This is a genomic window from Actinosynnema sp. NPDC049800 (assembly GCF_040656635.1).
Taxonomy (GTDB): domain Bacteria; phylum Actinomycetota; class Actinomycetes; order Mycobacteriales; family Pseudonocardiaceae; genus Actinosynnema.
Genome location: NZ_JBFAMT010000055.1, coordinates 35,301 through 61,797 on the forward strand (window position 1 = coordinate 35,301; position 26,497 = coordinate 61,797).

Annotated in this window: 15 protein-coding genes; 13 read left to right on the top strand and 2 right to left on the bottom strand. The window is 71.6% G+C overall.

Going from position 1 to position 26,497, the window contains the following annotated elements; all coding sequences use genetic code 11:
• Positions 1-83 precede the first annotated feature (83 nt).
• The 4 genes from AB0I91_RS37115 to AB0I91_RS37130 all read left to right on the top strand — a co-directional run bounded on the left by AB0I91_RS37115 (position 84) and on the right by AB0I91_RS37130 (position 11,722).
• A complete protein-coding gene (locus AB0I91_RS37115; protein ID WP_499618487.1) occupies positions 84-575 on the top strand; it encodes a single-stranded DNA-binding protein in 492 nt (163 codons plus the stop codon).
• Between the two features lie 318 nt (positions 576-893).
• Entirely contained in the window at positions 894-2,570 is a 1,677-nt protein-coding gene (ettA, locus tag AB0I91_RS37120) for an energy-dependent translational throttle protein EttA (protein WP_498786120.1), read from the top strand.
• Between the two features lie 54 nt (positions 2,571-2,624).
• Positions 2,625-6,566: a hypothetical protein gene (locus AB0I91_RS37125; RefSeq protein WP_499641036.1), complete on the top strand. Its 3,942-nt coding sequence runs from the start codon at positions 2,625-2,627 to the stop codon at positions 6,564-6,566.
• 197 nt (positions 6,567-6,763) lie between these two features.
• Positions 6,764-11,722, top strand: a complete 4,959-nt coding sequence (locus tag AB0I91_RS37130) for an NAD-glutamate dehydrogenase (protein WP_498786116.1) — start codon at positions 6,764-6,766, stop codon at positions 11,720-11,722.
• Between the two features lie 44 nt (positions 11,723-11,766).
• On the opposite strand, the gene AB0I91_RS37135 is transcribed toward AB0I91_RS37130, so the two are convergent.
• Entirely contained in the window at positions 11,767-12,894 is a 1,128-nt protein-coding gene (locus AB0I91_RS37135) for a hypothetical protein (protein ID WP_499641038.1), read from the bottom strand.
• Between the two features lie 134 nt (positions 12,895-13,028).
• Here AB0I91_RS37135 and AB0I91_RS37140 point away from each other — a divergent pair, with 134 nt between their 5' ends.
• Positions 13,029-13,688 (top strand): response regulator transcription factor, encoded by a 660-nt coding sequence (locus AB0I91_RS37140; protein ID WP_498786112.1) that lies wholly within the window; start codon positions 13,029-13,031, stop codon positions 13,686-13,688.
• Positions 13,689-13,738: 50 nt separating this feature from the next.
• On the opposite strand, the gene AB0I91_RS37145 is transcribed toward AB0I91_RS37140, so the two are convergent.
• A complete protein-coding gene (locus AB0I91_RS37145) occupies positions 13,739-15,301 on the bottom strand; it encodes a carbohydrate-binding module family 20 domain-containing protein (protein WP_498786110.1) in 1,563 nt (520 codons plus the stop codon).
• Positions 15,302-15,518: 217 nt separating this feature from the next.
• On the opposite strand from AB0I91_RS37145, the gene AB0I91_RS37150 reads away from it, so the two are divergent.
• The 8 genes from AB0I91_RS37150 (at position 15,519) to AB0I91_RS37185 (ending at position 26,403) form a co-directional block, all read left to right on the top strand.
• Complete coding sequence (locus AB0I91_RS37150) at positions 15,519-17,072, top strand: glycoside hydrolase family 13 protein (RefSeq protein WP_498786108.1); 1,554 nt, start codon at positions 15,519-15,521, stop codon at positions 17,070-17,072.
• Positions 17,073-17,083: 11 nt separating this feature from the next.
• Entirely contained in the window at positions 17,084-18,076 is a 993-nt protein-coding gene (locus AB0I91_RS37155; protein WP_499641040.1) for a LacI family DNA-binding transcriptional regulator, read from the top strand.
• A 32-nt stretch (positions 18,077-18,108) separates the two neighbouring features.
• Entirely contained in the window at positions 18,109-19,005 is an 897-nt protein-coding gene (locus AB0I91_RS37160) for a DNA glycosylase AlkZ-like family protein (RefSeq protein ID WP_498786104.1), read from the top strand.
• Positions 19,006-19,056: 51 nt separating this feature from the next.
• A complete protein-coding gene (locus AB0I91_RS37165) occupies positions 19,057-19,488 on the top strand; it encodes an acyl-CoA thioesterase (protein ID WP_498786102.1) in 432 nt (143 codons plus the stop codon).
• Complete coding sequence (locus AB0I91_RS37170) at positions 19,481-20,107, top strand: DUF8010 domain-containing protein (RefSeq protein ID WP_498786100.1); 627 nt, start codon at positions 19,481-19,483, stop codon at positions 20,105-20,107. The genes AB0I91_RS37165 and AB0I91_RS37170 overlap by 8 nt, the downstream gene beginning before the upstream one ends.
• A gap of 128 nt (positions 20,108-20,235) precedes the next feature.
• Entirely contained in the window at positions 20,236-23,190 is a 2,955-nt protein-coding gene (locus AB0I91_RS37175) for an AfsR/SARP family transcriptional regulator (protein WP_499617981.1), read from the top strand.
• 70 nt (positions 23,191-23,260) lie between these two features.
• The gene (locus AB0I91_RS37180) at positions 23,261-24,862 is read left to right on the top strand and encodes a DUF8189 domain-containing protein (RefSeq protein ID WP_499641042.1); all 1,602 of its coding nucleotides are present in this window, start codon (positions 23,261-23,263) and stop codon (positions 24,860-24,862) included.
• A gap of 137 nt (positions 24,863-24,999) precedes the next feature.
• Positions 25,000-26,403, top strand: a complete 1,404-nt coding sequence (locus AB0I91_RS37185; protein ID WP_499617983.1) for a DUF8189 domain-containing protein — start codon at positions 25,000-25,002, stop codon at positions 26,401-26,403.
• Positions 26,404-26,497: the final 94 nt, after the last annotated feature.

A 26,497-nucleotide genomic window follows, 5' to 3' on the forward strand; every position in this document is an offset into this window, starting at 1 on the left:
TCCACAGCTCCGGAACCGCCGCTCGCCACCCGCCTCCACCACCGGCAACCTGGTCGCAAGCGATCAACCAGGAGGAGCACGAGATGGCCTACAACGAGACCCGGGTCACCATCTGCGGCAACGTCGCCAGCCCGGTCAGCCACACCAAGGTCGGCCCCGGTTTCAGCCGGGCGAAGTTCCGGCTGTTCACCGCGGAGCGCGTCTGGGACCAGGAGCAACGCGCCTGGGAGGACGGCGCGCGGATGTTCCTGTCGGTGTCGTGCTGGCGGATGCTCGCCGACAACGCGCAGGCGTCGTTGAACAAGGGCGACCCGGTGGTGGTCACCGGCCGGTTGACGATCAGGGAGGTCGAGTTCGAGGGCAGGACCAGGTCGGTGGTGGAGATCGAGGCCACCGCGATCGGGCCCAACCTGGCGCTGTGCACGGCCACGGCGACGCGCACCCGGCTCGCGGCGGACGCGGTCGAGGCGCGGGCGGCGCCCGAGATCGCCGCGCCCCGCGCACCGGCGGAGTTGCCGCTGGTCCTGACGGGCGAGGCGGAGCGTCCGAAGGAGGTGGCCGAAGTGCCGTTCTGAGCCAAACGAGCTACAAGGGCTTCCGTCGGGCCGTTCGGGGCGGAGAATGCGCGGGCAGTCGTCGCCGTTGCGAGCGTGGAGGAGGGAGGTCGTCGGGCCGGCGCCAGGGCCGGGTCCGCACGCAGGCACCGGGGGTTGACAGCGCACCGAGTTCGCGCATCGGGTCGGAGTCGCTGGTCGCAGGGTCGCGCCAGGCCGGCCCGGCGGTCGTGTTACGACTGTGGGTGACCCACGTTCGCGTTAACTCTGCGTTGTGCCCACGTCCGTTGCCGGCGTCCGAGGTTCGGGCCCGATCGGCACCGCTCTACGATCGCGGGCATGGCCGAGTACGTCTACACCATGAAGAAGGTGCGCAAGGCGCACGGGGACAAAGTCATCCTGGATGACGTCACCATCATGTTCCTCCCCGGTGCGAAGATCGGCGTTGTCGGTCCCAACGGCGCCGGTAAGTCGAGCGTGCTGAAGATCATGGCCGGCCTGGACACACCGGGCAACGGCGAGGCCTTCCTCGCGCCGGGCTACACGGTCGGCATCCTCCAGCAAGAGCCGCCTCTCAACGAGGAGAAGACCGTCCTGGGCAACGTCCAGGAGGGCCTCGGCGAGATCAAGGTGAAGCTCGACCGCTACAACGAGATCGCCGAGAAGATGGCCGTCGACTACTCCGACGAGCTGATGGAGGAGATGGGTCAGCTCCAGGAAGACCTGGACCACGCGAACGCGTGGGACCTCGACTCCCAGCTGGAGCAGGCGATGGACGCCCTGCGCTGCCCGCCGCCCGACGCGGACGTCAAGACCCTCTCCGGTGGCGAGCGCCGCCGGGTCGCCCTCTGCAAGCTGCTGCTGAGCAAGCCGGACCTGCTGCTGCTCGACGAGCCCACCAACCACCTGGACGCGGAGAGCGTCCTGTGGCTGGAGCAGCACCTGGCGCAGTACGCGGGCGCGGTCCTGGCCGTCACGCACGACCGGTACTTCCTGGACAACCTCGCCGAGTGGATCCTGGAGCTCGACCGCGGCCGGGCCCACCCGTACGAGGGCAACTACTCCACCTACCTGGAGAAGAAGGCCGAGCGGCTCGCGGTCTCCGGCAAGAAGGACCAGAAGCTGCAGAAGCGGCTGAAGGACGAGCTGGAGTGGGTCCGGTCGGGCGCCAAGGCCCGGCAGGCCAAGTCCAAGGCCCGCCTCGGCCGCTACGAGGAGATGGCCGCGGAGGCGGAGAAGACCCGCAAGCTCGACTTCGAGGAGATCCAGATCCCGCCGGGCCCGCGCCTGGGCAGCGTCGTGGTCGAGGTCGACAAGCTGAAGAAGGGCTTCGGCGACCGGGTGCTGATCGACGGCCTGTCGTTCAGCCTGCCGCGCAACGGCATCGTCGGCGTCATCGGTCCGAACGGCGTCGGCAAGACGACGCTGTTCAAGACCATCGTGGGGCTGGAGGAGCCCGACTCGGGCACGGTCAAGATCGGCGAGACGGTCAAGCTGTCCTACGTCGACCAGAACCGCGGCGGCATCGACCCGAAGAAGAACGTGTGGGAGGTCGTCTCCGACGGCCTGGACTACATCCACGTCGGCAACGTCGAGATGCCGTCGCGGGCGTACGTCAGCGCGTTCGGCTTCAAGGGCCCGGACCAGCAGAAGCCGGCGGGCGTGCTCTCCGGTGGTGAGCGCAACCGGCTCAACCTGGCGCTGACCCTCAAGGAGGGCGGCAACCTGATCCTGCTGGACGAGCCGACGAACGACCTGGACGTCGAGACGCTCGGCTCGCTGGAGAACGCCCTGGAGCAGTTCCCCGGTTGCGCCGTGGTCATCTCGCACGACCGGTGGTTCCTCGACCGCGTCGCCACGCACATCCTGGCGTGGGAGGGCACGGCGGAGAACCCGTCGAAGTGGTACTGGTTCGAGGGCAACTTCGAGGGCTACGAGAAGAACAAGATCGAGCGCCTCGGCGCGGAGGCGGCGAGGCCGCACCGCGTCACCTACCGCAAGCTCACGCGGGACTGAGGGCCGGGTACCTACATCGTGGCGGCGAGGGGCGAAGCGCAGGCGGACGTCGAGGTGAGCACGCTGGTCGTGCCCGCCTGGCGGCTGCGTTGGCGGGCACCGGAGCTTGCTCTGGTGCTGGGCGAGCGCGCCGTCGCGCTCGCCTCCGCCCGCCGTGACGAGGTCGACCGGTTGCGCGCGGAGGCCCTGGTGGTCTTCGCGAGCAACCGCATGGGCCGGGGCGTCCGCATCGCGGACCGGGCGTTGGACGCCCTCAAGGCGGCCGAGGCCGCGTCCGAGCGGGAGACGGCCTGGCGCCTGCGGGTCGAGCTGGCCGACAGCGCCAGGTCGGTCGGCGCGCCCCTCACGGGGTTCGCCGCCGTCCGGCCGGTGCTGGAAGCCGACGACGTCCCGCCAGGCCTGCGGGCCACTGCCCTCGTCCAGGCCAGTGAGTGCCTGGTCTCGGTCGGCCGGGGCGCGGCGCTGGCCCAGGCGTTGGACGAAGCGGACCGCCTCTACCAGGCGGATCCGCTGCTGGACCACGACACGACCCTGCTGCACCGGGGCCTGCTCCGCGCGTCCGCCGCGGGGCAGCACCGCCGTTGGGGCGACCTGCAGGCGGCGGTCGCGTCGGCTCGTGACGGCCTGGCCGTGCTGGACCGGCTCAAGGAGTCGGAGTCCGACAACGGCCAGGTCCGGGGCAGGCTGACGGTGGAGCTCGTCTGCGCCCTGATGGACCTGAACAAGCCGGGCGAGGCCTCCGAGATCGGCACCCCGCTCCTGGAACGCCCGGTGCGGGCACCGTCCGCCTCCACCACCGGCTGGCTCCGGCTGGCCCTGGCCACCAGGGTCCACCTGCCCGCCGGTCGCGTCGACCAGGCCCGCGACCTGCTGCGTGACGCGGCCGACAGCGCCGAGCGCCACCAGTTGGACACCCTGCTGGCGGAAAGCCTCCTGGCGCTGGCACACGTGCACGAGGTGGCCGGCGACCTGACCGAAGCACTGGCCAACCTCCGCTCCGCCCACGCCGCCGAACGCCGGCGTGCCAGAGCGGTCTACGCCGTGCGGGCCAGGCTGGCCGCCGAGTTCTCCGGCGTCCACCGCCGGCCGGCGGGCGGCCTGCACGACGAACTGGCCGCCCTGCTCCGCACGGGAACCTCGGTGGTGACGCCACCCACCACCGACCCCGACCTCGCCCCCGAGGCCAAGCAACAACTCCGCCAGTGGCGTCCGGTCCAAATGCACCGCAACGAGGGAATCCGGGTCAAGCGCTCCCGCCGTGCGGCCGAAGACATGACTGTGGAAGGCCTCTCCGCCGCAAGGGCCCACGCCGCCGACCGCTGGCGCCTGGTCCAACCGTTCGGCGACGTGGAAGACGACACGGCCCAACCGGGAGGCCGCCGCCGAGCACCGGAACCGGAAACCCCACCACCGACCGCCCAAGGCCGCCCGGAACACGCCAGAAGCGGCGAGGCCAAGCCCACCCACACACCACCCTCCGGCACCCCGATCCCCGGCGTTCACGCCGCCGGCACCCACACCGCCGGCTCAGGAGCGACCACCGGTACGGGCACGGCGCCCAACCCTGGACACCCCGCCACGTCGACCAACACGCCGGCCGCCACTCCCGCGCGCACCGCCGGACCGCCCGCCGCGACGCATACTGCCGCCACGAACACAGCCACCACGCACACTGCCGCCACGCCCACCGGCGCTATCGGCAACCCACCATCCGGCATCCACGCAACCGGGACGGGCACGGTTTCCGCCACCTCCGCTGATGTGCCGCCGGCCGGCATCCACCCGCACGCCCCAGGAACGGGCGAGCCAAGGACTGGCGCTGCCGCGCATGGCATCGGATCGGCCGCGCACCACGCAGTCGGCGCAGTGACCGACGCGGTAACCGGCGCAGTGACCGGCGAGGCGACCTCGGGCGGTGCCGGGTTCGGCACCGCGTCGGCGGGCGTTCACGCCCAGGACGAAGTGACCGGCGAGCCAAGGGTTGCTGGTAGCGGCGCACACAGCACCGCGTCGGCCACGAGCCCGGGTGGTGCAAGTGCTGGTGAGGTGAGGCACGAGGGCGGCGCAGGGACGGGTGAGGCGAAGACCTCCGGCTCGGAGGGCGGCGGTTTCGGGATCGGCGGTTCAGGGATCGGCAATGTCGGGGCCCGCAATGTCGGGGCCGGCGGTGTCGGGGTTGGCGGTTCGAGGGCTGGCGGTGCGGCAACTGGCGATGCGGGACTTGGGGTTGTCGGAACTGGTGGTGTGGGGCTTGGTGGTGCTGCGGCGGCTGCGGCCGCGTCGGCTGGAGGCCGCGTGAGCGGCGTGGAGGCCGGTGAGTCCGCTGTTCGGCGGCCGGTCGGTGGTGCTGGGCTTGGTGGGGGTGGGTTCGGCATCGTGCAGCCCGAGGTTGGTGCGCAGCCCGAGGTTGGTGAGAGCGGTGTCGGCAAGGCTGGCTCTGGCGAGAGCGGTGCCATCGAGGCCGGTTCCACCGAGACCGGTATTGGCGAGGCCGGCCCTGGCGCGCTTGGTGTCGGCGAGGTCGGGGCCGGTGGGAGCGGTGCCGATGCTGCTCCGGCGGCTGGGCACGAGGGTGGTGGCGAGCGGAGTGTGCCGGCGGCTGGGTTGATCGCGGCGGCTGGTGCTGTGCGTAGTGGTCGTAGGCGGGCGGCGCGGGAGGCTGCTCAGGATGAGGGGGAGCGGTCTTCCGGGGACGCCGACCCCAGTGTGCTGGACGCGCTGAAGGCCGCTGGGCTGCTCGACCCGCAGCGCGCCGGTGGTCGGCGGCGCGCTCGCGACACAGATGAGGAGGCCGCCGTTTCCGAGCCCGAGCCCTCGCGACAGGCTGAACCCGAGCAGGTGCAGTGGCGCGTGGAACCGCCGCCGCGGCTGCGTGGTGAGGCGCCGTCGCCCGTGGACATGTTCGACTCACCGACGATGGTCCAGCCCGCCGTGCGCGACGACGTGCCGCCGGTCGGGCTTGGCGCGGCCTTCGTCAAGGGGCCGCTCATCCCCACCGCCCGGGTGCCCGACCCACCGGACTACCCGCTGCCGCCCGTGCCCGACTTCGCCATGTCGTCGTCGGTGCCGGAGCAGGCCGTGAAGGCGGACGAGGTGCCGCCGATCTTCCCCTCGACGGACGTGGATTCGCCTGCCGAGGACCTGTCGGTGCCCGCACCGCAACCCGAACCACGGCCCATGCCGGAACCCGACCTGCGGCCCATGCCGCAATCCGAGCCGCAGTCCGTGCCACAGCCCGCGCGGCGACCCGAGCCCCAGCCCTCGCCGCAACGAGAGCCGCGACCTGAGCCGCAGCCCGAGCCACAGCCGGTGCCGCAGCCCGAGCCGGACCAGGTGCCCGGGGTGCCCGAGCCCGACCAGGTGCCGCCGGTCCCGGTGCCCGACCCGGTGCCGACCGACCCGTCCCCTGACACGCCGCCGACGACACCGACGACACCACCGACGCCGACGACTCCGCCGGCGGAGTTCAGCCCGACCGGGTTCCTGGGCGCGGCCGACATCGAGCACGACGACGCACCCGCGCACGCACCCAGCGAAGCGCCGGTCGGGGTGACCGGTGAAGCGACAGTCGAGGTGACCGGCGGAGCACCAGTCGAGGTGACCGGTGAAGCGACCGGTGAGGAAACCGCGACCGGTGGGGAAACGCCGAAGGACCCCTTCGTCACCGCCGTCGTGGTCGGCGGCAAGACGATCGACCTGCCGGCCATCGTCGTCGAACCGACACCGCCCGCCCCCGGCTCACCCAGCGCCACCCGCGCCTCACGCCGCCACAAGAGCGACCTGAGCCTGGCCGAACTCCTCGCCGAGGCCCTCGTCGCCTACGAGGACGCCCGACGCGAGGACGAAGCCGCGGGCCGCGCCGAGGTCGACGAGGACACCGTGCCGATCTCACCGGTCGGGACGCCGCCACCGCCATCCGAGAACGAGACCACCGCCCCGATCCAGCGCATCGACCCACCGCGCCGGTTCGACACGTGGACTCTTCCCGAATCGTGAAATGATTTGAGGTTCTAATAAGGTTTCCCGCCGGTAACAAAGCGGGAAATAGGCCACGTCACAAGTGAATTCCCGACTTTCCAGGCAAGTTGTTCGATTCAGTGCGAGGGTTGCGGCGATCGGCTTCGCGCCCGTCTGGTTAAGTGGTGCGCACACCCGGTACACAGAGGTACCGGATAGCGTGGAGTCGCCTGAACATGACCTCGACTGGAGCCCCGTCCCGATCCGAGCCCACCGCCCGCGACGTCGGCGCGGCTCGCCCGGCCAGTCCCGAACAGGCCCGTGACGAATTGATCGAACGTGCCGCCGCCAACGCCCCCGAGCTCGCCGACCTGATCCGCCTGTACTACCGCCACGTCCCCGCCGAGGAAGTCAACGACGACGACCCGGTCGACCTGGTGGGCGCGGTGCGCTCGAACTACCAGCTGGCCGAGACCCGGGTCCCGGGCCGTCCGGTGGTGCGGATCCTCAACCCCACCCGCGCGCACGACGGCTGGACCTGTCCGGCCACGGTGGTGCAGGTGGTCACCGACGACATGCCGTACCTGGTCGACTCGGTGGCCTCCGAGCTGACCCGCGGCGGCGTGCAGGTCCAACGGGTGGTGCACCCGATCGTCGTGGTGCGCCGTGACCTGGTGACGGGAGCGCTCCAGGAGGTCCTGCCGACCGCGGACCCGGCCGACCCGCCGGGCGACGCGCTGGCCGAGTCGTGGATGTACGTCGAGGTCGACCTGCTCACCGACCCGGACCGGGCGCGTGAGCTGGAAACCAAGCTGCACACCGTGCTCAACGACGTCCGCGAGGTCGTCGAGGACACCGACAAGATGGCCGGCATGGCGGGGCACCTGGCCGAGCTGCTGGAGTCCGAACCGCCGCCGCTGCCCAGCCACGAGGTGCAGGACGGCGCGAACCTGCTGCGCTGGCTCGCCGACGACCACTTCACGTTCCTCGGCTACCGCCAGTACGAGCTGGTCCGCGACGACCCGGCCACGGACGGCGAACCCGCGCTCCGGGCGGTCCTGGCGAGCGGTCTCGGCGTGCTCAGACAGGACAGCCTCGCGGCGCGCAGCCTGACGGCGGGCCCGGACGCGGGCGCCCAGGCACTGTCACCGGAACTGCTGGTCCTGACGCAGGCCAGCGCGCAGTCGAGCGTGCACCGGTCGGTGTACCCCTACTACGTCGGCGTGAAGACCTTCGACGCCGACGGCAACGTGTCCGGCGAGCACCGGTTCCTCGGCGTCTTCTCCACCACGGCCCTGCACGAGGACGTGCTGGACATCCCGGCCATCGAACGCCGGGTCCGCGACGTCATCCACCGCGCCGGCTTCCCGCTGCACTCCTACTCGGGCCAGCGGATGCTCGAGGTGATCCAGAACTACCCGCGCACCGAGCTGTTCTCGGTCGACACGGACACGCTCTACCAGACCGTCACGGGCGTGATCGCGCTCGCCGAACGCCGCCGGCTGCGCCTGTTCCTGCGCCGCGACCCGTACGGCCGCTTCTACTCCTGCCTGGTCTACCTGCCGCGCGACCGCTACACCACGACGTCGCGGCTGGCCATGCAGGAAGTGCTGATCGACCAGCTCGGCGGCGTGAACCTGGAGTACAGCGCACGCGTCGGCGAGTCGGCGCTGGCCCGCGTGCACTTCACCGTGCACACCGACCCGAGCCGCCACGTCGAGCCGGACACCGCCCACATCCAGCAGCTGCTGGCCGAGGCCGTGCGCCTGTGGGACGACCGCATGGTCGAGGCGGTCATGGAGGACCACGGCACGGGCCTGGGCGCGGAATCGTCGTCCGAGCGGGGCCAGCGGATCGCCGCGGCGTTCCCCGAGGCCTACAAGGAGGACTTCACCGCGGCCGAGGGCCTGGCGGACTTCCGGCGCATCGAGGCCCTCAAGCGCGGCGACCTGGACCTGGCGTTCTACACGCCGCGCGACGCCGAGCCGGGTGAGCGGCGGTTCAAGCTGTTCCTCGTCGGCGCCCGGTTGACGCTGTCGGACGTGCTGCCGATGTTGCAGCGCATGGGCGTGGTCGTGGTGGACGAGCGCCCGTACGAGCTGGTCCGCGACGACGGCGTGGAGTGCTGGATCTACGACTTCGGCCTGCGCATCGACCAGGTCACCCTGGACAAGCTGTCCGGCGAGGACTTCGAGTCGATCCGCACCCGCTTCCAGGACGCGTTCGCCGCCGCCTGGCGCGGCGAGGCCGAGGTGGACGGCTTCAACACGCTCGTGCTCAAGGCGGGCGTCACGTGGCAGCAGGCCGCGATGCTGCGCGCCTACGCCAAGTACCTGCGCCAGGCCGGCACCCCGTACAGCCAGGACTACATCGAGGACGCCGTCCTGGGCCACACCGAGGTCGCCACGGCCCTGGTGCGGCTGTTCGAGGCCCGGTTCGACCCCGCCCTGTCCGACGAACAGCGCTCCGGCCGCACGGACCACCTGGTCGACGAGATCACCGAGATGATCGACAACGTGACCAGCCTGGACGCGGACCGCATCCTGCGCAGCCTGCTCACGCTGGTGCAGGCCACGCTGCGCACGAACTACTTCGTCCGCGACGTCGACGGCAACCCGCGCCCGTACCTGGCGGTCAAGCTGAACCCGCGCGCGATCCCGGACCTGCCGCAACCGCGGCCGCGGTTCGAGATCTTCGTGTACTCGCCCCGCCTGGAAGGCGTGCACCTGCGCTTCGGCCCGGTGGCCCGCGGCGGTCTGCGCTGGTCCGACCGGCGTGAGGACTTCCGCACCGAGATCCTGGGCCTGGTCAAGGCGCAGGCCGTGAAGAACGCCGTGATCGTGCCGGTCGGCGCGAAGGGCGGCTTCGTGCTGAAGAGGCCGCCGGCGCCCACCGGCGACCCGGGCCAGGACCGCGAGCAGCTGCTGGCCGAGGGCATTGCCTGCTACCGCCAGTTCATCTCCGGCCTGCTCGACCTGACCGACAACCTCAACTCGGGCACGGTCCTGCCCGCGCCGCAGGTCGTCCGGCACGACGGCGACGACACGTACCTGGTGGTCGCGGCGGACAAGGGCACGGCGTCGTTCTCCGACATCGCCAACGAGGTCTCCAAGTCCTACGGCTTCTGGCTGGGTGACGCGTTCGCGTCCGGCGGTTCCGTCGGCTACGACCACAAGGCCATGGGCATCACCGCCAAGGGCGCGTGGGAGAGCGTGAAGCGCCACTTCCGCGAGCTGGGCACCGACACGCAGACCGAGGAGTTCACCGTCGTCGGCGTCGGCGACATGTCCGGTGACGTGTTCGGCAACGGCATGCTGCTCTCCGAGCACATCCGCCTGGTGGCCGCGTTCGACCACCGGCACATCTTCATCGACCCGGACCCCACCGCGGCGAGCGGCTACGCCGAGCGCAAGCGGCTGTTCGAACTGCCCCGCTCCTCGTGGGACGACTACGACCGCTCCCTGATCAGCGCCGGCGGCGGCGTCTGGCCGCGCACGGCCAAGTCGATCCCGGTCTCCGAGCAGGCCCGCGAAGCCCTGGGCCTGCCCGAGGGCGTGGTCAAGCTGTCGCCGCAGGAGCTGATGAAGGCGATCCTGCTCGCGCCCGTCGACCTGCTCTGGAACGGCGGCATCGGCACCTACGTCAAGGCGGGCGCGGAGTCGCACGCCGAGGTCGGCGACAAGGCCAACGACGCGATCCGCGTCAACGGCTCCGACCTGCGCGTCAAGGTCGTCGGCGAGGGCGGCAACCTCGGTCTGACCCAGCGCGGCCGCATCGAGTTCGCCCGCAACGGCGGCAAGGTCAATACCGACGCGCTGGACAACTCGGCCGGTGTCGACTGCTCCGACCACGAGGTCAACATCAAGATCCTGCTGGACGAACTGGTCCGCGACGGCAAGCTCGACCAGGACCGGCGCAACGAGCTGCTGGGCCAGATGACCGACGAGGTCGGCGAGCTGGTCCTGGCCGACAACTACTCGCAGAACGCCGTGCTCGGCGTCTCCCGCGCCCACGCCGCGCCGATGCTCTCGGTGCACGCGCGCCTGGTCGCCGACCTCGAACAGCGGGGCGTCCTCGACCGCACGCTCGAAGCGCTGCCGAGCGCCGCCGAGTTCAAGGCGCTGGAGAAGGCGGGCGACGGCCTCACCTCGCCGGAGCTGGCCACGCTGCTCGCGCACGTGAAGCTGGCGTTGAAGGAGGAGGTGCTGGCCGGCGACCTGCCGACGATCGACGTGCTGGCCCGCCGGCTGCCCGACTACTTCCCGAGCGAGCTGCGGGAGCGGTTCGCCGACGCCATCGGCAACCACCCGCTGTCGCGCGAGATCATCTCGACCGTCCTGGTCAACGAGGTCGTCGACGGCGGCGGTGTGTCGTACGCGTTCCGCCTGGCGGAGGAGATCAGCGCCTCAGCCACGGACGCCGTGCGCGCGTACACCGTGGTGACCGCGATCTACGACCTGCCGTCGATCTGGCAGGAGATCCGCGCCCTGGACAACGTCGTGCCGACGGACGTCCAGGACGACATGGTGCTGGAAACGCGCCGCCTGCTGGACCGCGCGTCGCGCTGGCTGCTCACCAACCGCCCCCAGCCGCTGGCGGTCGGCTCCACGATCAGCCGCTTCGCCCCGGTGGTCGGCTCCTTGGCCCCGCGCGCCATCGACCTGCTCCAAGGTCACGAGAAGGAATCCGTGATCGAGCACGTCGAACGCCTGGTCGGCCAGGGCGTGCCGGTCGGGCTGGCCCGTCGGGTCGCCGGACTGCTGTTCACCTACGGGCTGCTGGACGTCACCGAGGTCGCCGAACTCGCCGAGCGCGAGGAGGGCGAGGGCGCGACCGGCCAGGAGCGCACGCACCAGGAGACGGCCGAGGTCTACTTCGCGCTGTCGGACCACCTGGACGTCGACCGGATGCTCAGCTCGGTGTCGAACCTGGAACGCCTCAACCGCTGGCACTCGCTGGCACGCCTGGCGTTGCGCGACGACTTCTACTCGTCGCTGCGCGCGATCACGATCGACGTGCTGCGCTCGGCCGATCCGGGCGACACCCCGGAGGAGAAGATCGCGACCTGGGAACAGGCCAACTCCTCCCGCCTGAGCCGCGCCCGCGCCGCCCTCGCCGAGATCAACCGGGTCAGCAAGCTCGACCTGGCGACCCTCTCGGTGGCGGCCCGCCAGGTCCGCAGCATGATCCGCTGACGTGCCGCCGGTCGGGCGCCCCCAAAGGCGCCCGACCGGCGGTCTCAGCCCAGGAGCCAGGGGCCGGTGTAGTCGAGGTCGTACGGCGTGTCCGCGGGTGCGCCCGCGGTGTCGTAGCAGCGGACGTTGATGCCGCTGGTCGGGTTCCAGTAGGCGATCTTGCAGAACTCCGCGGTCCAGCCGGTGGCGGCCACGTGCACGGTGCCCGTCGTCAGGTCGGCGTGGGTGAACCGCATCGTGTAGTTGCCCGTCGCCGAACGGGCCGCGGTCGCGCCGCCCGGCGGCACCTCGTGCTGGTAGGACGCGCTCGGTGAGTAGGAAGCCGCGGTGGGGTCGTTGGCGAGCGCGTACCCGGACTGGTGGCCGTTCGGGTTGCAGCAGCCGTCCAGGCCGAGCGTGTTGGTGCGGTCGGTGAAGGTCAGCACGAACCGGGAGTCCGCCGGCGCGCCCGCGGCCGTGAAGCACCGGACGTTGACCTTGATCGTGGTGGACGGCGACGTCCAGCCGAAGTTGACCACCTTGCACCGCTCGGCCGCCGAGCCGTACGCGGTCACCAGGGCGTGCCCGCCCGTCACGGCGTGGCCGATGCCGGGCAGGAACGCCGAGTAGGTGCCGACGCCGACGCGGGAGACCGTGTTGACGCCGCCCGCGGAGTTGTACTGGTACAGCGTCGACGGCGTGGTGTTCGGGCTGGTCGGGTCGCCGTGGTAGAGGTAGGCGCCCGGGTAGGTGCGGCCGTACTCCCAGCCGTGCCAGTACTTGTTGCTGGTGAAGCTCGCGGTGAACCGGGAGTCGACCGGCACGCCGGCGAGCGTGAAGCAGCGGACCACGACGTTCTGGTCGTCGCCGGAGGGCGACCAGCCCTCGACCTTGCACGTGTGCGTGCCGGCGCCGTACGCGGTGGCGTGCGCGACCCCGCCGAGGACGCCCAACCCGGTGAACCGCACCGAGTACCGGCCCGCGCTGATCCTGGTGATCGTGTTCCGCGTCGTGATGCCCGTGGTGTTCATCTGGTAGCCCGGCGCCGGCGTGTACGCCGCCGCGGCCGGGTTGTCCGCCCACACGTAGCCGGCGCCGCGCACCGGTCCGGTGTCGGCGCTCGCGGTGCCTTCGGCGAGGGCGACCGTCGCCGCGACGAGTGCGACCGCTAAAGCGTTCCCGAGTCTTCGCATGTTCTCCCCTTGGTCCGTAGGTGGGACCGAGGGTGCGTGCGAACGCCGGTCGCGCACAGTCGCCGGTTCGGCCCGCGCGGCGTGTCCGCCGTTCGACGGGCACAACCACGGGCGTTCTCGTGCGTCGAACAGGGGTGACAGCGACGGTGGTGGAGGAGAGCATGCCGGACGGCTCCGGGCCGATCGAGTTGGGGCTGGTCGACGACCACTCCATGTACCGCGACGGGGCGGCGCTCTGGCTGGAGCACCAGCCCACCCGGCGGATCAGGGTTGTCGCGGCCGTGCGGTCGGTCGTCGACCTGCCGACCCCTCCGCCGCCGGTGGTGCTGCTGCACCGCACCACCGAGGTCGGCGCCCTGTGCGGTCTCGGCGTCCGGGTGATCGTGCACAGCGCCGACGAGTCGCCGACGTCCGTCCGCGCCGCCCTGGACGCGGGCGCGAGGGGCTACGTCTCCAAGCGCGCTCCGCTGTCGGACCTGCTGGAGGCGGTGGTGGCGGTGGCCGTCGGCGAGCACTACCTCACCCGTCACCTGGCCCAGGACGCCCTGCTGGCCCGACCGGTCCGGCGGCCGCTGCTGTCCCACCGCGAGGTCGAGGTGCTGCTGGGGATCGCGAAGGGCCGCACCCGTCGCGCGGTCGCGCGGTCGCTGGGCGTCTCGGAGGGCACGGTGAAGACCTACCTGGAGCGCATCCGCGGCAAGTACCGGGCCGCAGGCCGCGCCGCGGGCACCACCGTCGAGCTCTACCAACGCGCCCTGGAAGACGGCCTGATCACCACCACGCGCGTCGCCTGAACCCTGGCGGGGGACGCCCGCGAAGCACGCCCCCGGCCAGGGTCGCGGCGCTAGTTCCGCCAGGTGTCCGACAACGTCACCGGCGACGTGGCGGTCCGGTTCGCCCCGCTCTCCCACGTCACCGCGCCACCGCCGTCCTTCCGGACGTACTTGTACTGGAACGACGTCCCCGCCGGCAGCGACACCGACCCCCGCCACGTCGGGTAGGTCGCCGACGACAGCGCCACCGCCGCGGCCGGGTTCCACGCGCCCAGCGACGGGTGGTCGCCGACCACGAAGATGTTCTGCCCCAACGACGTCGTGGCGTTCACCGCGAACGACGTCGTCCCGGCCGGCGGGTTGCCCACGCCGGTCGCGCCTACGTGCAGGGCCAGCGCCTCACCCGCGCCCAACGTCGCGGTGAACTGGCCGTTCGACCCCACCGCGACCGCGACGCACCCCTCCTGCTGCACGTTGCAGTACGACCCGGCGGGCAGCGAGGTCTGGAACGTCCGCGTCATCGCCGACGACTCCCGGTTGATCGCGACGAAGCCCTTGTTGCCCCGCCCGAACGCGATGGCGTCGCCGCCGTTGTCCCACCAGTTCACGACCGACGTCCCGGCCACGGTGTTGCGGAACTGCACCATCGACGCGATCTGCGTCCACCGGTGCTGGCACTTCCACCCGGACGTGTAGCACTCCGACCCGGACGGCGGCCCGGCGTCGTGGTTGGCGAACTCGTAGCCCGAGTACACGTTCGGCGAACCGTAGGGCCACGCCAGCATGAACACGTTCGCCAGCGTGTAGGTGGACCCGTCCTTGTAGGTCAACGTCGACCCGTTGCGCTCGGTGTCCCAGTTGTCCACGAACGACCGCGCCTGACCGCTCGCCAGGTAGCCCCACGACTGCCCGAACGTGCTCAGGTACGCCAGGTTCTCGTTGTTGAAGATCCGCTTGAGGTCGTAGGCGTACCGGAACTCGTCCACGTCGCCCGACCCGGTGTACTCGCCGGGCTGCACGGCCTCGCCGGCGCCGTAGATCACCTCGTGCACCCAGAAGACGCCCGGGTTGCTCAGCCGCGACTTGATCGCGGCCAGGTCGGCCGCAGGCATGTGCTTGGCCGCGTCGATCCGGAACCCGTCGACGCCCATCGCGATCAGCGAGTTCAGGTACGACGCGATCTTCCCGCGCACGTAGTCGCTGCCCGTGTTCAGGTCCGACAGCCCGACGAGCTCGCAGTTCTGCACGTTCTCGCGGTTGCGGTAGTCGCTGATGTGCGACCGGCAGGAGTGGAAGTCCGGGTCGCTGTAGATGCCGGGGTAGTTGTACTTCGTGTACGACGAGCCGCCGGTGCCCGTGCCGGAGCCCGCGCTCATGTGGTTGATCACCGCGTCCGCGATGACCTTCACGCCCGCCGCGTGGCAGGTGTTCACCATGTTCCGGAACGCGGCCTCGTCACCCAGCCGCCCGGCGATGCGGTAGCTGACCGGCTGGTACGAGGTCCACCACTGGGAGCCCTGGATGTGCTCGGTGGCCGGCGAGACCTCCACGAACCCGTAGCCCTTCGGCCCGAGCACGTTCGTGCACTCACTGGCGACCCGCGCGAACGGCCACTGGAACAGGGTCGCGGTCACGTCCTTCGCGGACGGCGGCGTTGCAAAACTTTGCGGAACCGCCAAAAGGCTGAACAGGAGTACGGCTATCGCGCCCAAGGCGCGTCGACTTGAGGAAACCACGATGTCTCCTAGCTGGCAGGGATGTGCTCTAGGTCATACCAGCTGCCAGACTTGCTGAAAACACTTGCAAAGTATTTCATTGCCCTCCGGCGGAACCGATCCGGAAGGACACCCCATGACGCAGGACTGGTGGCGCGATGCCGTCATCTACCAGGTCTACGTGCGCAGCTTCGCCGACTCGGACGGCGACGGCGTCGGTGACCTCCCCGGCATCCGCTCCCGGCTGCCCTACCTGGCCGACCTCGGCGTGGACGCCGTCTGGATCACGCCGTTCTACTCCTCGCCGATGGCCGACGGCGGCTACGACGTCGCCGACTACCGGACCGTCGACCCGCTGTTCGGCACCAACGACGACGCCAAGGCCCTCGTCGAGGACGCGCACGCGCTCGGCATCCGGGTGATCGTCGACCTGGTCCCGAACCACACCAGCGACCGGCACGCGTGGTTCCGGCAGGCCCTCGCCTCGGCGCCGGGCTCCCCGGAACGCGCGCGCTACCACTTCCGCGACGGCCGCGACGGGGAGCAGCCGCCCAACGACTGGGAATCGGTCTTCGGCGGCCCCGCGTGGACCAGGACCGCCGACGGCCAGTGGTACCTGCACCTGTTCGCGCCCGAGCAGCCGGACCTGAACTGGGACCAGCCCGAGGTGCGCGACGAGTTCCTCGACGTGCTGCGGTTCTGGCTCGACCTCGGCGTGGACGGCTTCCGCATCGACGTCGCGCACGGCATGGTCAAGGCCGACGGCCTGCCCGACGTCGGCACGCCCGGTCACCTCAAGCTGCTGGGCACGGAGGCGCTGCCGTTCTTCGACCAGGACGGCGTCCACGAGATCTACCGCGACTGGCGCAAGGTGCTCGACTCCTACCCGGGCAACCGGATCGGCGTGGCCGAGGCGTGGACGCCGAGCCCCGAGCGCACCGCCCGCTACCTGCGCCCCGACGAGCTGCACCAGGCGTTCAACTTCCACTACCTGACCGCCGAGTGGACCGCCGCCGACCTCAAGCAGGTCATCGACGACTCGCTGGCCGCGATGAGGCCGGTCGCCGCGCCGACGACGTGGGTGCTGTCCAACCACGACGTGCAGCGGCACGTGACGCGGTACGGCAGCGTGGCGCGCGCCCGTGCCGCCGCGATGCTCATGCTCGCCCTCCCCGGCAGCGCGTACGTCTACCAGGGCGAGGAACTGGGCCTGCCCGAGGTGCTCGACCTGCCCGAGGACGTCCTCCAGGACCCGGTGTGGGAGCGGTCCGGCCACACCGACCGGGGCCGTGACGGCTGCCGCGTGCCGATCCCGTGGACGGCGGACGGCCCGTCGTTCGGCTTCGGCGACGGCGGCTCGTGGCTGCCGCAGCCCGCCGCGTGGGCCGACCTCAGCGTGGCGAGCCAGCTCGGCGACCCGAACTCCGTGCTGGAGCTGTACCGCAGCGCGCTGCGCGTGCGACGGGAGCACCCGGACCTCGGCGCGGGCACGGACGTGGAGTGGCTCGACGCGCCCGAAGGCGTGCTGTCGTTCCGCCGCGGCGCCTTCACCTGCGTGGTCAACTTCGGCCCTGACGTGGCACGTCTGCCCGCCGCCGGCGAGGTGCTGCTCGCCTCGGGTGGCCACGCGACCGAAGACGCGGACGTCCTCGTGCCGCCGGACACGACCGTGTGGCTCTCGCGCCCGTAGAGTCACCCGGTGTGACAGCGCGGCTCAGTGACATCGCGACCCAGGCAGGCGTGAGCGAGGCGACGGTCAGCCGAGTGGTCAACGGCAAGCCAGGGGTCTCGGCCACCACCCGCCAGGCCGTGGTCGCCGCGATGGACGTGCTCGGCTACGAGCGCCCGCCCAGGCTCCGCCAGCGCAGCGCCGGGTTGATCGGGTTGATCACCCCTGAGTTGAACAACCCGATCTTCCCGGCGTTCGCGCAGGTCATAGAGCAGGTGCTGACCCGCGACGGCTACACGCCGGTGCTGTGCACGCAGACGCCCGGCGGCTCGACCGAGGACCAGCTGACCGAGATGCTGGTCGACCGGGGCGTGACCGGGATCGTCTTCGTGTCCGGCCTGCACGCCGACACGACCGCCGACAAGGACCGGTACGTCAAGCTGGCCGGTCGCGGCGTGCCGTTCGTGATGATCAACGGCTACACCGACCAGGTGTCCGCGCCGTTCGTCTCGGTGGACAACCGCGCCGCGGTTCGGCTGGCCGTCACCCACCTGGTCGAACTCGGGCACGAGATGATCGGCCTGGCCGTCGGTCCGCCGCGGTTCGTCCCCGCGCTGCGCATGGTCGAGGGCTTCACGCTCGTCCGCCCGCAGGCCTCCGACCTGGTCGAGCACTCCCTGTTCACGGTCGAGGGCGGCCAGGCCGCGGCCAACGCCCTGCTGGACCGCGGCTGCACGGCGATCGTGTGCGGCAGCGACCTGATGGCGTTCGGCGCGATCCGCGCGGCCCGCCACCGGGGCTTGGACGTGCCGCGCGACGTGTCCGTCGTCGGCTTCGACGACTCGCCGCTGATCGTGTTCGCCGACCCGCCGCTGACCACGATCCGCCAGCCGGTCGAGGCGATGGGGCAGGCCGCCGTGCACGCGTTGCTGGAGGAGATCGGCGGCACGCCCGCGCCGCACGCGGAGTTCGTGTTCCAGCCGGAACTGGTCGTGCGCGGCTCGACGGGCGCCCGCCCCAGATGACCGTGCCCGCGCCGCGGATCCTCGCTCAACGGATGCGGGCCCAACGCCTCTCGCACCCCGCCTCCACCGCCGCGGACCTCCTCACCTCGATCTTCGCCCTCCAAGCCCAGGACGTCCCGGCGGCACGGCTCGCGGCACGCGCCCGGGGCGTGAGGTCCCTGGACGGCCCTCTGGTGCGCACGTGGGCCATGCGCGGCACCCTCCACCTGCTCCACCAGGACGACCTGTGGGTCGTGAACCTCCTCGGCTCGACCTTCATCGCCGCCGGACGACGTCGCCGCGAGCAACTCGGCCTCACCGATGAACTGTGCGAGCGCGCGCTACCCGCGCTCCGCGAAGTCCTGACCGAGCCGCTGGAACGCGCCGAACTCGTGCGCCGCCTCGCCGAGGTCGGCATCGCCCTCGACCCGAAGTCCCAGGCGCCCGCCCACCTGCTGGCGTTCGCCGCGCACTCGGGCGTGCTGTGCCGAGGTCTGGACGACACCTACCGCCTCCTGCGCGTCGACTGCGAACCCCGCGGCGTGGACGAGCTGTGGCGGCGCTACCGGCGTGCCTACGGCCCGGCCACGCCCGACGACTTCGCCGCCTGGAGCGGCCTGCCCAAGCGGCGGCTCGGGGACCTGCCCGAGGTGGCCGACGACCCGGCCGAACCGGCCGGCGCGGTCCGGGTGCTCGGTCACTTCGACCCCTACCTGCTCGGCTACCGCGACCGCTCCCTGGCGCTCGCCCCCGAGCACGCGCCGCTCGTGCAGACCGGCGGCGGTTTCCTCACCCCGCACGTCGTCGTGGACGGCCGCGTCGTCGCTGTCTGGCGGCGGGACGGCGCGCTGGTCACGGTGCGGCCGTTCGACGAGCGCCCCGACCTCGCCGACGAGGTCGCCGACCTGGGGCGATTCCTCGACCTGGACGTGCGCTTAACCTGGGCGTAGCACGTGGATAAGGTCACTGCCACGCATCGAAGACCGGGAGGCGCGTTCAACTTGGGTGTGTTCGTCACGGGCGTGCGCCCGCGCTGGTCGGACATGGACGCCTTCGGCCACGTCAACCACGCCAACACGGTGACCTTGCTGGAAGAGGCGCGCATCGACCTGCTGTTCACCGAGGCCGCCCGGCACGGTGTGCCGGAGATGTCGCACGGCATGGTCGTCGCCCGGCTCGTGGTGGACTACCTCGCGCCGGTGGTGTTCACCGGCGGCGAGATCGTGGTGGAGATGTCCGTGCGGGAATTGAAGTCCGCGTCCTTCACGTTGGACTACACGGTCCGCGGCGGTCGCCAGGAGGGCAGCGCCGTCGTCACGACGGCCGAGACCCTCATGGTCCCGTACAACCTGACGGCCGGACGCCCGCGCCGTCTCCTCGAAGCCGAGCGCGATTTCCTCGCGGGCTGGCGTGCCGGAGGTAATGGTGCCTGAGCTGGTCCTCGCCGATCCCGCCGAGCGGGACGACCTCGGCGCGTTCGTCGCCCGTGCCGTCCGCCTGGACGCCCAGGCGGTCGTGCGGCTGCGCAACCGCCCGTCCGGCGACCTGGTGGACGCGTGGGTCGCGACCCCGTTCGACACCCTGGCCACCCGCACGGTGGCCGGGCAGATCACGCCGGGCGACGTCACCGTGTCCGGCACCGACCTGCTCACCGGGCTGGCCGTGGTGCGCAGCGAGACCGTCGACCCCGGCCCGGCGCGCGACATGATGTGGCGCTCGGCGCTGCCGCCGGTGGCGGGCTGGCTCCCGGTCGACCGGCTGCCCGGCAGCGTCGTGTCGGAACTGGCCGAGAAGGGCGTCGAGGTGGCCCGGGAGAACGCGGGCCCGCGCGGCACCCCGCCCGCCTCGCTGCTGGACCAGACCGTGATCACGGTGAGCGGCTCGGGCCTGGACGTGAAGGTGCCGATGCGGTGCCTGTTCGCCTTGTCCGGCATGGGTTTCCTGGGCGGCGACGACGTCCGCATCACCGCCACCGACGCGTGGCTGCGCATCGACGCCCGCTTCGGCGCGGTCGTCCGCCGCCGCCACTCCATGCTGCCGCTGCTGGTCTGACCGGTCGCTTGATCGGGTGCAACTCGCAGGTAGCGCGGATACCCTGACCGCCGTTGTTGGATCACGGGGGGCACCGGGTGGAGTTCAGGCTTTTGGGACCGGTCGAGGCTCATGTCGGGGGCAGCTCGGTGTCGGTCGGGGGACCGAAGCCGAAGACGCTCCTCGCGCTGCTGGCCGTGCACGCGGGCCGGGTGGTGTCGCTGGAGCAGCTGGTCGACGCGATGTGGGGCGACCAGCCGCCGGACCAGTCGCGTTCCGCCGTCTACACCTACGTGTCCACGTTGCGCCGGGCGCTGGGCGACGTGCTGTCCCGGTCCGGCGGCGGGTACCGGCTGGCCGTCGACCTCGACCAGGTCGACCTGCACGTGTTCACCGCGGAGGTGGACGAGGGTCGTCGAGCGCTGGCCGAGGGTGACCTGGAGGAGGCCGCGACCTGCTTCGCCGAGGCCCTGAGCGCCTGGCGCGGCACGCCGTTGGGCGGCACGCAGGGCACGTGGGCCGAGGGTGAGCGCGCCCGGCTGGAGGAGCTGAAGCTCGGCGCGCTGGAGGACCGCTTCGACGCGGACCTGGCCATCGGCCGCGGCGAGTCGCTGGTCCCCGAGCTGAGCGCGGCCGTCGCCGAGAACCCCCTGCGCGAACGGCTGCGCAGCCAGCTGATGCTCGCGCTGCACCAAGCGGGCAGGCAGGCGGACGCGCTGGCGTGCTACCAGGAGGGCAGGCGGGTCCTGCTGGACGAGCTCGGCGTGGAACCGGGCGCGGCGCTGCGGGCCACGCACGAGCGCGTGCTGCGCGGCGAGCCCGACGCGCCGCCCGTCGAGGCGCGCAAGTCGCCGACCCCGAGCCAGTTGCCGTTCGACATCGCCGACTTCACCGGGCGGTCGGCCGAGCACGACCGCCTGGTCGCCCGGTTGACCACCGGCACGTCGGCGGTGCGGCTGTGCGCGATCTCCGGCCAACCGGGCGCGGGCAAGTCGACGCTGGCCGCGCACGTCGCGCACGCGGTGCGCGAGCACTTCGGCGACGGCCAGCTCTACGCCAACCTGCGCGGCGTCCAGACCGTGCCCGCCGACCCGGTCGAGGTGCTGGCCGGGTTCCTGCGCGCGCTGAACGTGGCGGACGCCGCGATCCCGGCCGACCCCGAGGAGCGCGCCCAGCTCTACCGCACCCTCGTGGCCGATCGCCGGGTGCTGATCGTGCTGGACGACGCCCGCGACGAACGCCAGATCCGCCCGCTGCTGCCCGGCGGCGGGACGTGCGCGGTCCTGGTGACCAGCCGCGAGCGCCTGAGCGCCTTGAGCGGCGCCGTGCAACTGGACCTGAGCGTGTTCCCGGAGGCCGAAGCGCTGGAACTGCTCGACCGCGTGGTGGGCGATGACCGGGTGGCCGCCGAGCCGGAGTCGGCCGAGGAGATCGTCCGCCTCTGCGGCAGGCTGCCGCTGGCGCTGCGCATCGCCGGCGCCCGACTGGCCGCCCGGCCCCACTGGCGCCTGGCCCGCCTGGTCGAACGCCTCGGCGTGCAGCGGCGCGTCCTGCAGGAGCTGACGCTCGGCGACCTCGAGGTGCGCGGCAGCCTGGCCCTGAGCTACGACGGGCTGGCCGACCGGGAGCGCACCGCCCTGCGCAGGCTCGGGCTGCTGGACGTCTCCGCGTTCGGCGGCTGGCTGGTGGCGCCGTTGCTCGACTGCGGCCCGCAGGAGGCGGAGGAGGTGGTCGAGCGCCTGGTCGACTCGCAGCTGCTCGACCTGGACTCCACCGACGACGGCGCGACGCTGCGCTACCGGATGCACGAGCTGACCAGGGCGTTCGCCCGGGAACGCGGTGAGGCGGAGGAAACGCCCGCCGAGATCAGGGCGGTGTGCACGCGTGCCGCCCGTGCGTGGCTGAGCCTGGTCGAACTGGCCGGCAGCCTCATGCCGCACGCCACCTTCGACGGTGTGCCGATCGTCCTCGACCCGCGCTACTTCGACCCGGACGCGGCGGACGTCGTGGCCGATCCGGAAGTGTGGTTCGACGCCGAGCAGGCGGGGCTGGTCAGCGTGGTCGAACGGGTCAGCGAACTCGACCTCACCGACGTCGCCAGCAGGCTCGCCGCCGCCCTGTGCGCGTCGCGCTTCTCGGTGCGCAACCTCTTCGGGCAGTGGTGGCGCACCCACTCGGCGGCGTTGGCGGCGGCACGCCGGGTGGGCGATCGCGCGGCCGAGGCGCGACTGCTGTCGGGGCTGGGCTGGCTGCGCTACGAGCAGGACCGCTTCGACGAGGCCGAGTCCTACTACCGCGAGGCGCTCGACGGGTACCGGCGCGGCGGCGACGAGCAGGGCGAGGCGACGACCTTGCTGGCGCTGAGCACCGTGCAGCGCGAGCGGGGCGAGCTCGGGACGGCGCGGAGGTCGTTGGAAGCGGCGCTGTCGGTGCTGCGCGAGCCCGCGCTCGTGGCACAGGCGACGCACGGGCTGGGCCGGGTGCTGACCGAACAGGGCGATCTCGAAGCCGGTCTTGCCGCGTGCGAGCGGACGCTGGCGGTGTACCGCGAGATCGGCGACCGCCGCGGCGAGGCGATCGCGCTGCGCTCGGTCGGCATCGTGCACCGCGCCGCGGGGCGCTGGGCGGAGGCGGCCGAGTGCTGCGCCGGCGCGGTGGAGCTGCTGCACGGGCTGGGCGACCGCCTGATGTGGGCCTACGCCACCCAGGCGCTGATCAAGGCACGCATCCGGCAGGGCACGGGCACGGTCGCACGGGCGAAGTTGTTGGAGTGCTTGAGCGTCTGCGTCGAGATGCAGGACGGCTTCGGCCAGGCGCTGGTGCTGCGCACGCTCGGCGAGCTAGAACTGGCCGCGGGCCGTCCCCAGATGGCGAAGAGCTACCTGGAGCGCTCGCTGCACTGGTGGGACTCGTTCGGCCTGCCGGTCTGGCGGGCGCGGACGTTGCGCGACCTGGCGGCGGCGCGCGAAGCGCTCGACCAACCCGACGAGGCCGACGCGGCGTGGGCGGAGGCGCTGGCGATCTTCAGCGAGCACGGCAGCCGCGAGGCGCACGAGCCACGTCGGCAGGCCGTACCCCCGGTGGAACACCTTCAAACATCCTGAAAAGACGTTTTCAGGTTCCTTTGAGCACGCTTCGCGAAGCTTCTCGGCAAGCAAGTCCGAGGAGGAAATCGTGAAGGTGAAGTTCCTGGCCAGTATCGGTGCGGCGATGAGCGTGCTGCTCGTTTCCGCGTTGGGTGCCACCGGCGCGTCGGCGTCACCGGCGAAGGACGCGGTCAACCCGCAGGGCGAGGTGACCGTGAACCTGAGCATCGCCGCCGTCGACGCGCCGATCACCCGCACCGAGGTGATCACCCGGGCCCATTCCTGGTTGACAGCCAGAAACGGCGGCCCGGTCCCGTACGACATGGCGGCGTACGAGGGCGGCTACAGAACCGACTGCTCCGGCTTCGTGTCGATGGCGTGGAAGATGTCCCGCAGCGAGTCGACGGTGACGCTGGTCGACTACAGCAGCCAGATCGCGAAGGACGACCTCAAGCCCGGTGACATCGTGATGAAGGGCGGACCGGGCACCGCCGGCGCGGCGGGGCACGTGGTGCTCTTCGAGCGCTGGGCGGACGCCGCCCGCACCTCGTACCTGGGCATCGAGCAGGCCGGCAGCCCCGGTTACACCGTGCGGCGGACGATCCCGTACCCCTACTTCAACGGCGGCGCCGGCTACCTGCCCTACCGCTACCACCGGATCGTGGAGGACGAGGCCGGCGCCGGCCAGCCCACCCCGCTGGTGACCGGGAACGGCGCGTTGGCGCTGTACTCGGTGCGGTCGGACGGGAACGTGTGGGGCACGAGCCAGGCTTCGGTGGGGGCGGCGTTCGGTCCGTGGGAGCGCTTGACCACCGGTGGTGGGTTCGTGGGCAAGCCCGCTGCCCTGCTGTTCGGCAACGGGACGATCGGTCTTTACGTCCGGACCGCGGACGGTCGGGTGATGGCGACGGGTCAGAGTGCGCCGGGTGCCGCGTTCGGTGGGTGGTTCACGATCGGTGGCAGTGGTGGTGTGGCGGGTGATCCGACGGCTGTGCTGACCCCGTCGGGCCTGGTCGCGGTCTATGTGGCGAATGGTTCGGGTGGTGTTTCGGGCGCGGCGCAGACCGTGCCGGGCGGTGCCATCGGCGACTGGGTGATGTTGGGCGGCAGCGGCGTGGTCGGGAAGCCGGCGGCGGTGGTGTTCGGCAACGGGACGATCGGTCTTTACGTCCGGACCGCGGATGGTCGGGTGATGGCGACGGGTCAGAGTGCGCCGGGTGCCGCGTTCGGTGGGTGGTTCACGATCGGTGGCAGTGGTGGTGTGGCGGGTGATCCGACGGCCGTGCTGACCCCGTCGGGCCTGGTCGCGGTGTACGTGACGAATGGTTCGGGTGGTGTTTCGGGCGCGGCGCAGACCGTGCCGGGCGGTGCCATCGGCGACTGGGTGATGTTGGGCGGCAGCGGCCTGGTCGGCAGGCCGGCGGCGGTGGTGTTCGGCAACGGGACGATCGGTCTCTATGCCCGGACGACGGCGGGGACCGTGGTGGCGACGGGTCAGAGCGCGCCGGGTGCCGCGTTCGGTGGGTGGTTCACGATCGGCGGCAGCGGCGGTGTGGCGAGTGATCCGACGGCTCTGCTCGCCTCGAACGGCCTGCTCGCGGTTTACGTGACGAATTCGGCCGGTGGTGTTTCGGGTGCGGCGCAGACCACCTCCGGCGGTTCCATCAGCGACTGGCAGCAGCTCGGCTGAGCGTTGACGCGGACAAGGGGAACAATCGCATGAAAACGCTCATCAAGCACGCCCGGGCCACGATTCTGGCCGCTGCGGCAATGGGGGCGATCGTGGTGGTGAACCCGGTCGGGACGGCGGCGGAGTCCGAATGCCCCATGCCACTTCCGGGTCGCGACCTGAACGTCACGAAGACGGTCTACTCGGTCGGCAAGCGCCTCGGGGTGAACGACAAGGTCATGCTCGCCGGCTTCGAGGCCGGGTGGGTCGAGTCGCACATGAACAACCTCAACTGCGGCGACCTGGACTCCCTCGGCGTCTTCCAGCAGCGGCCCAGCATGGGCTGGGGCACGGCCGAGCAGATCCTCAACGTCGAGTACGCCGCCAACACCTTCTTCACCAGGGCGATCGACAGCGACCGGCGCAACCCCGGGCTGACGGCCGGGCGGCTCGCCGACAGCGTCCAGCGGTCGTGCTGCCCGGATCGGTACGACGCGGCGGAGAGCACGGCGCGGACGCTGCTCAACGAGGCCGCCACCTACGCGGCCATCCCCTCCTCGCCGACCCCGCTGGTGACCGGGAACGGCGCGTTGGCGCTGTACTCGGTGCGGTCGGACGGAAATGTGTGGGGCACGAGCCAGGCTTCGGTGGGTGCGGCGTTCGGTCCGTGGGAGCGTCTGACGACCGGTGGTGGGTTCGTGGGCAAGCCGGCTGCTCTGCTGTTCGGCAACGGGACGATCGGTCTTTACGTCCGGACCGTGGACGGTCGGGTGATGGCGACGGGGCAGAGCGCTCCGGGTGCCGCGTTCGGCGGGTGGTTCACGATCGGCGGCAGCGGCGGGGTCGCGAGCGACCCGACGGCCGTGGTGACCCCGTCGGGTCTGGTCGCGGTGTACGTGGCGAACGGGTCCGGTGGTGTTTCGGGTGCGGCGCAGACGGTGCCGGGTGGTGCGATCGGCGACTGGGTGATGTTGGGCGGCAGCGGTCTGGTCGGGAAGCCGGCCGCTGTGGTGTTCGGCAACGGGACGCTCGGCCTCTACGCCCGGACGACGGCGGGGACCGTGGTGGCGACGGGTCAGAGCGCGCCGGGCGCCGCGTTCGGCGGGTGGTTCACGATCGGCGGCAGCGGGGGCGTCGCGAGCGACCCGACGGCCGTGGTGACGTCCTCGGGCCTGGTCGCGGTGTACGTGACGAACTCGGCGGGTGGTGTCTCGGGCGCCGAGCAGACCACACCGGGCGGCTCCATCGGTGACTGGCAGCAACTCAGCGGCAGCGGCTTCGTGGGCCGGCCCGACGTCGTCCAGTTCGGCAACGGCACGATCGGCCTCTACGTGCGCGGCGTCAACGGCACGATCCTCGCCGCCGGTCAGAGCGCGCCGGGTGCGGCGTTCGGCGGGTGGTTCACGATCGGTGGCAGCGGTGGCGTGGCGAGCGACGCGGACGCCCTGCTCGCCTCGAACGGCCTGCTCGCGGTGTACGTGACGAACTCGGCCGGTGGTGTTTCCGGTGCGGCGCAGACCACCTCCGGCGGCGCTATCAGCGACTGGCAGCAACTCGGCTGACCCGGCCGTGGGGGGGGGGGCCCCCCCCCCCCCCCCCCCCGGGCGCCCCCCGGCCCGGCCCCAACCCCCACCCCCGGCGACCGCGGCGGGCGGG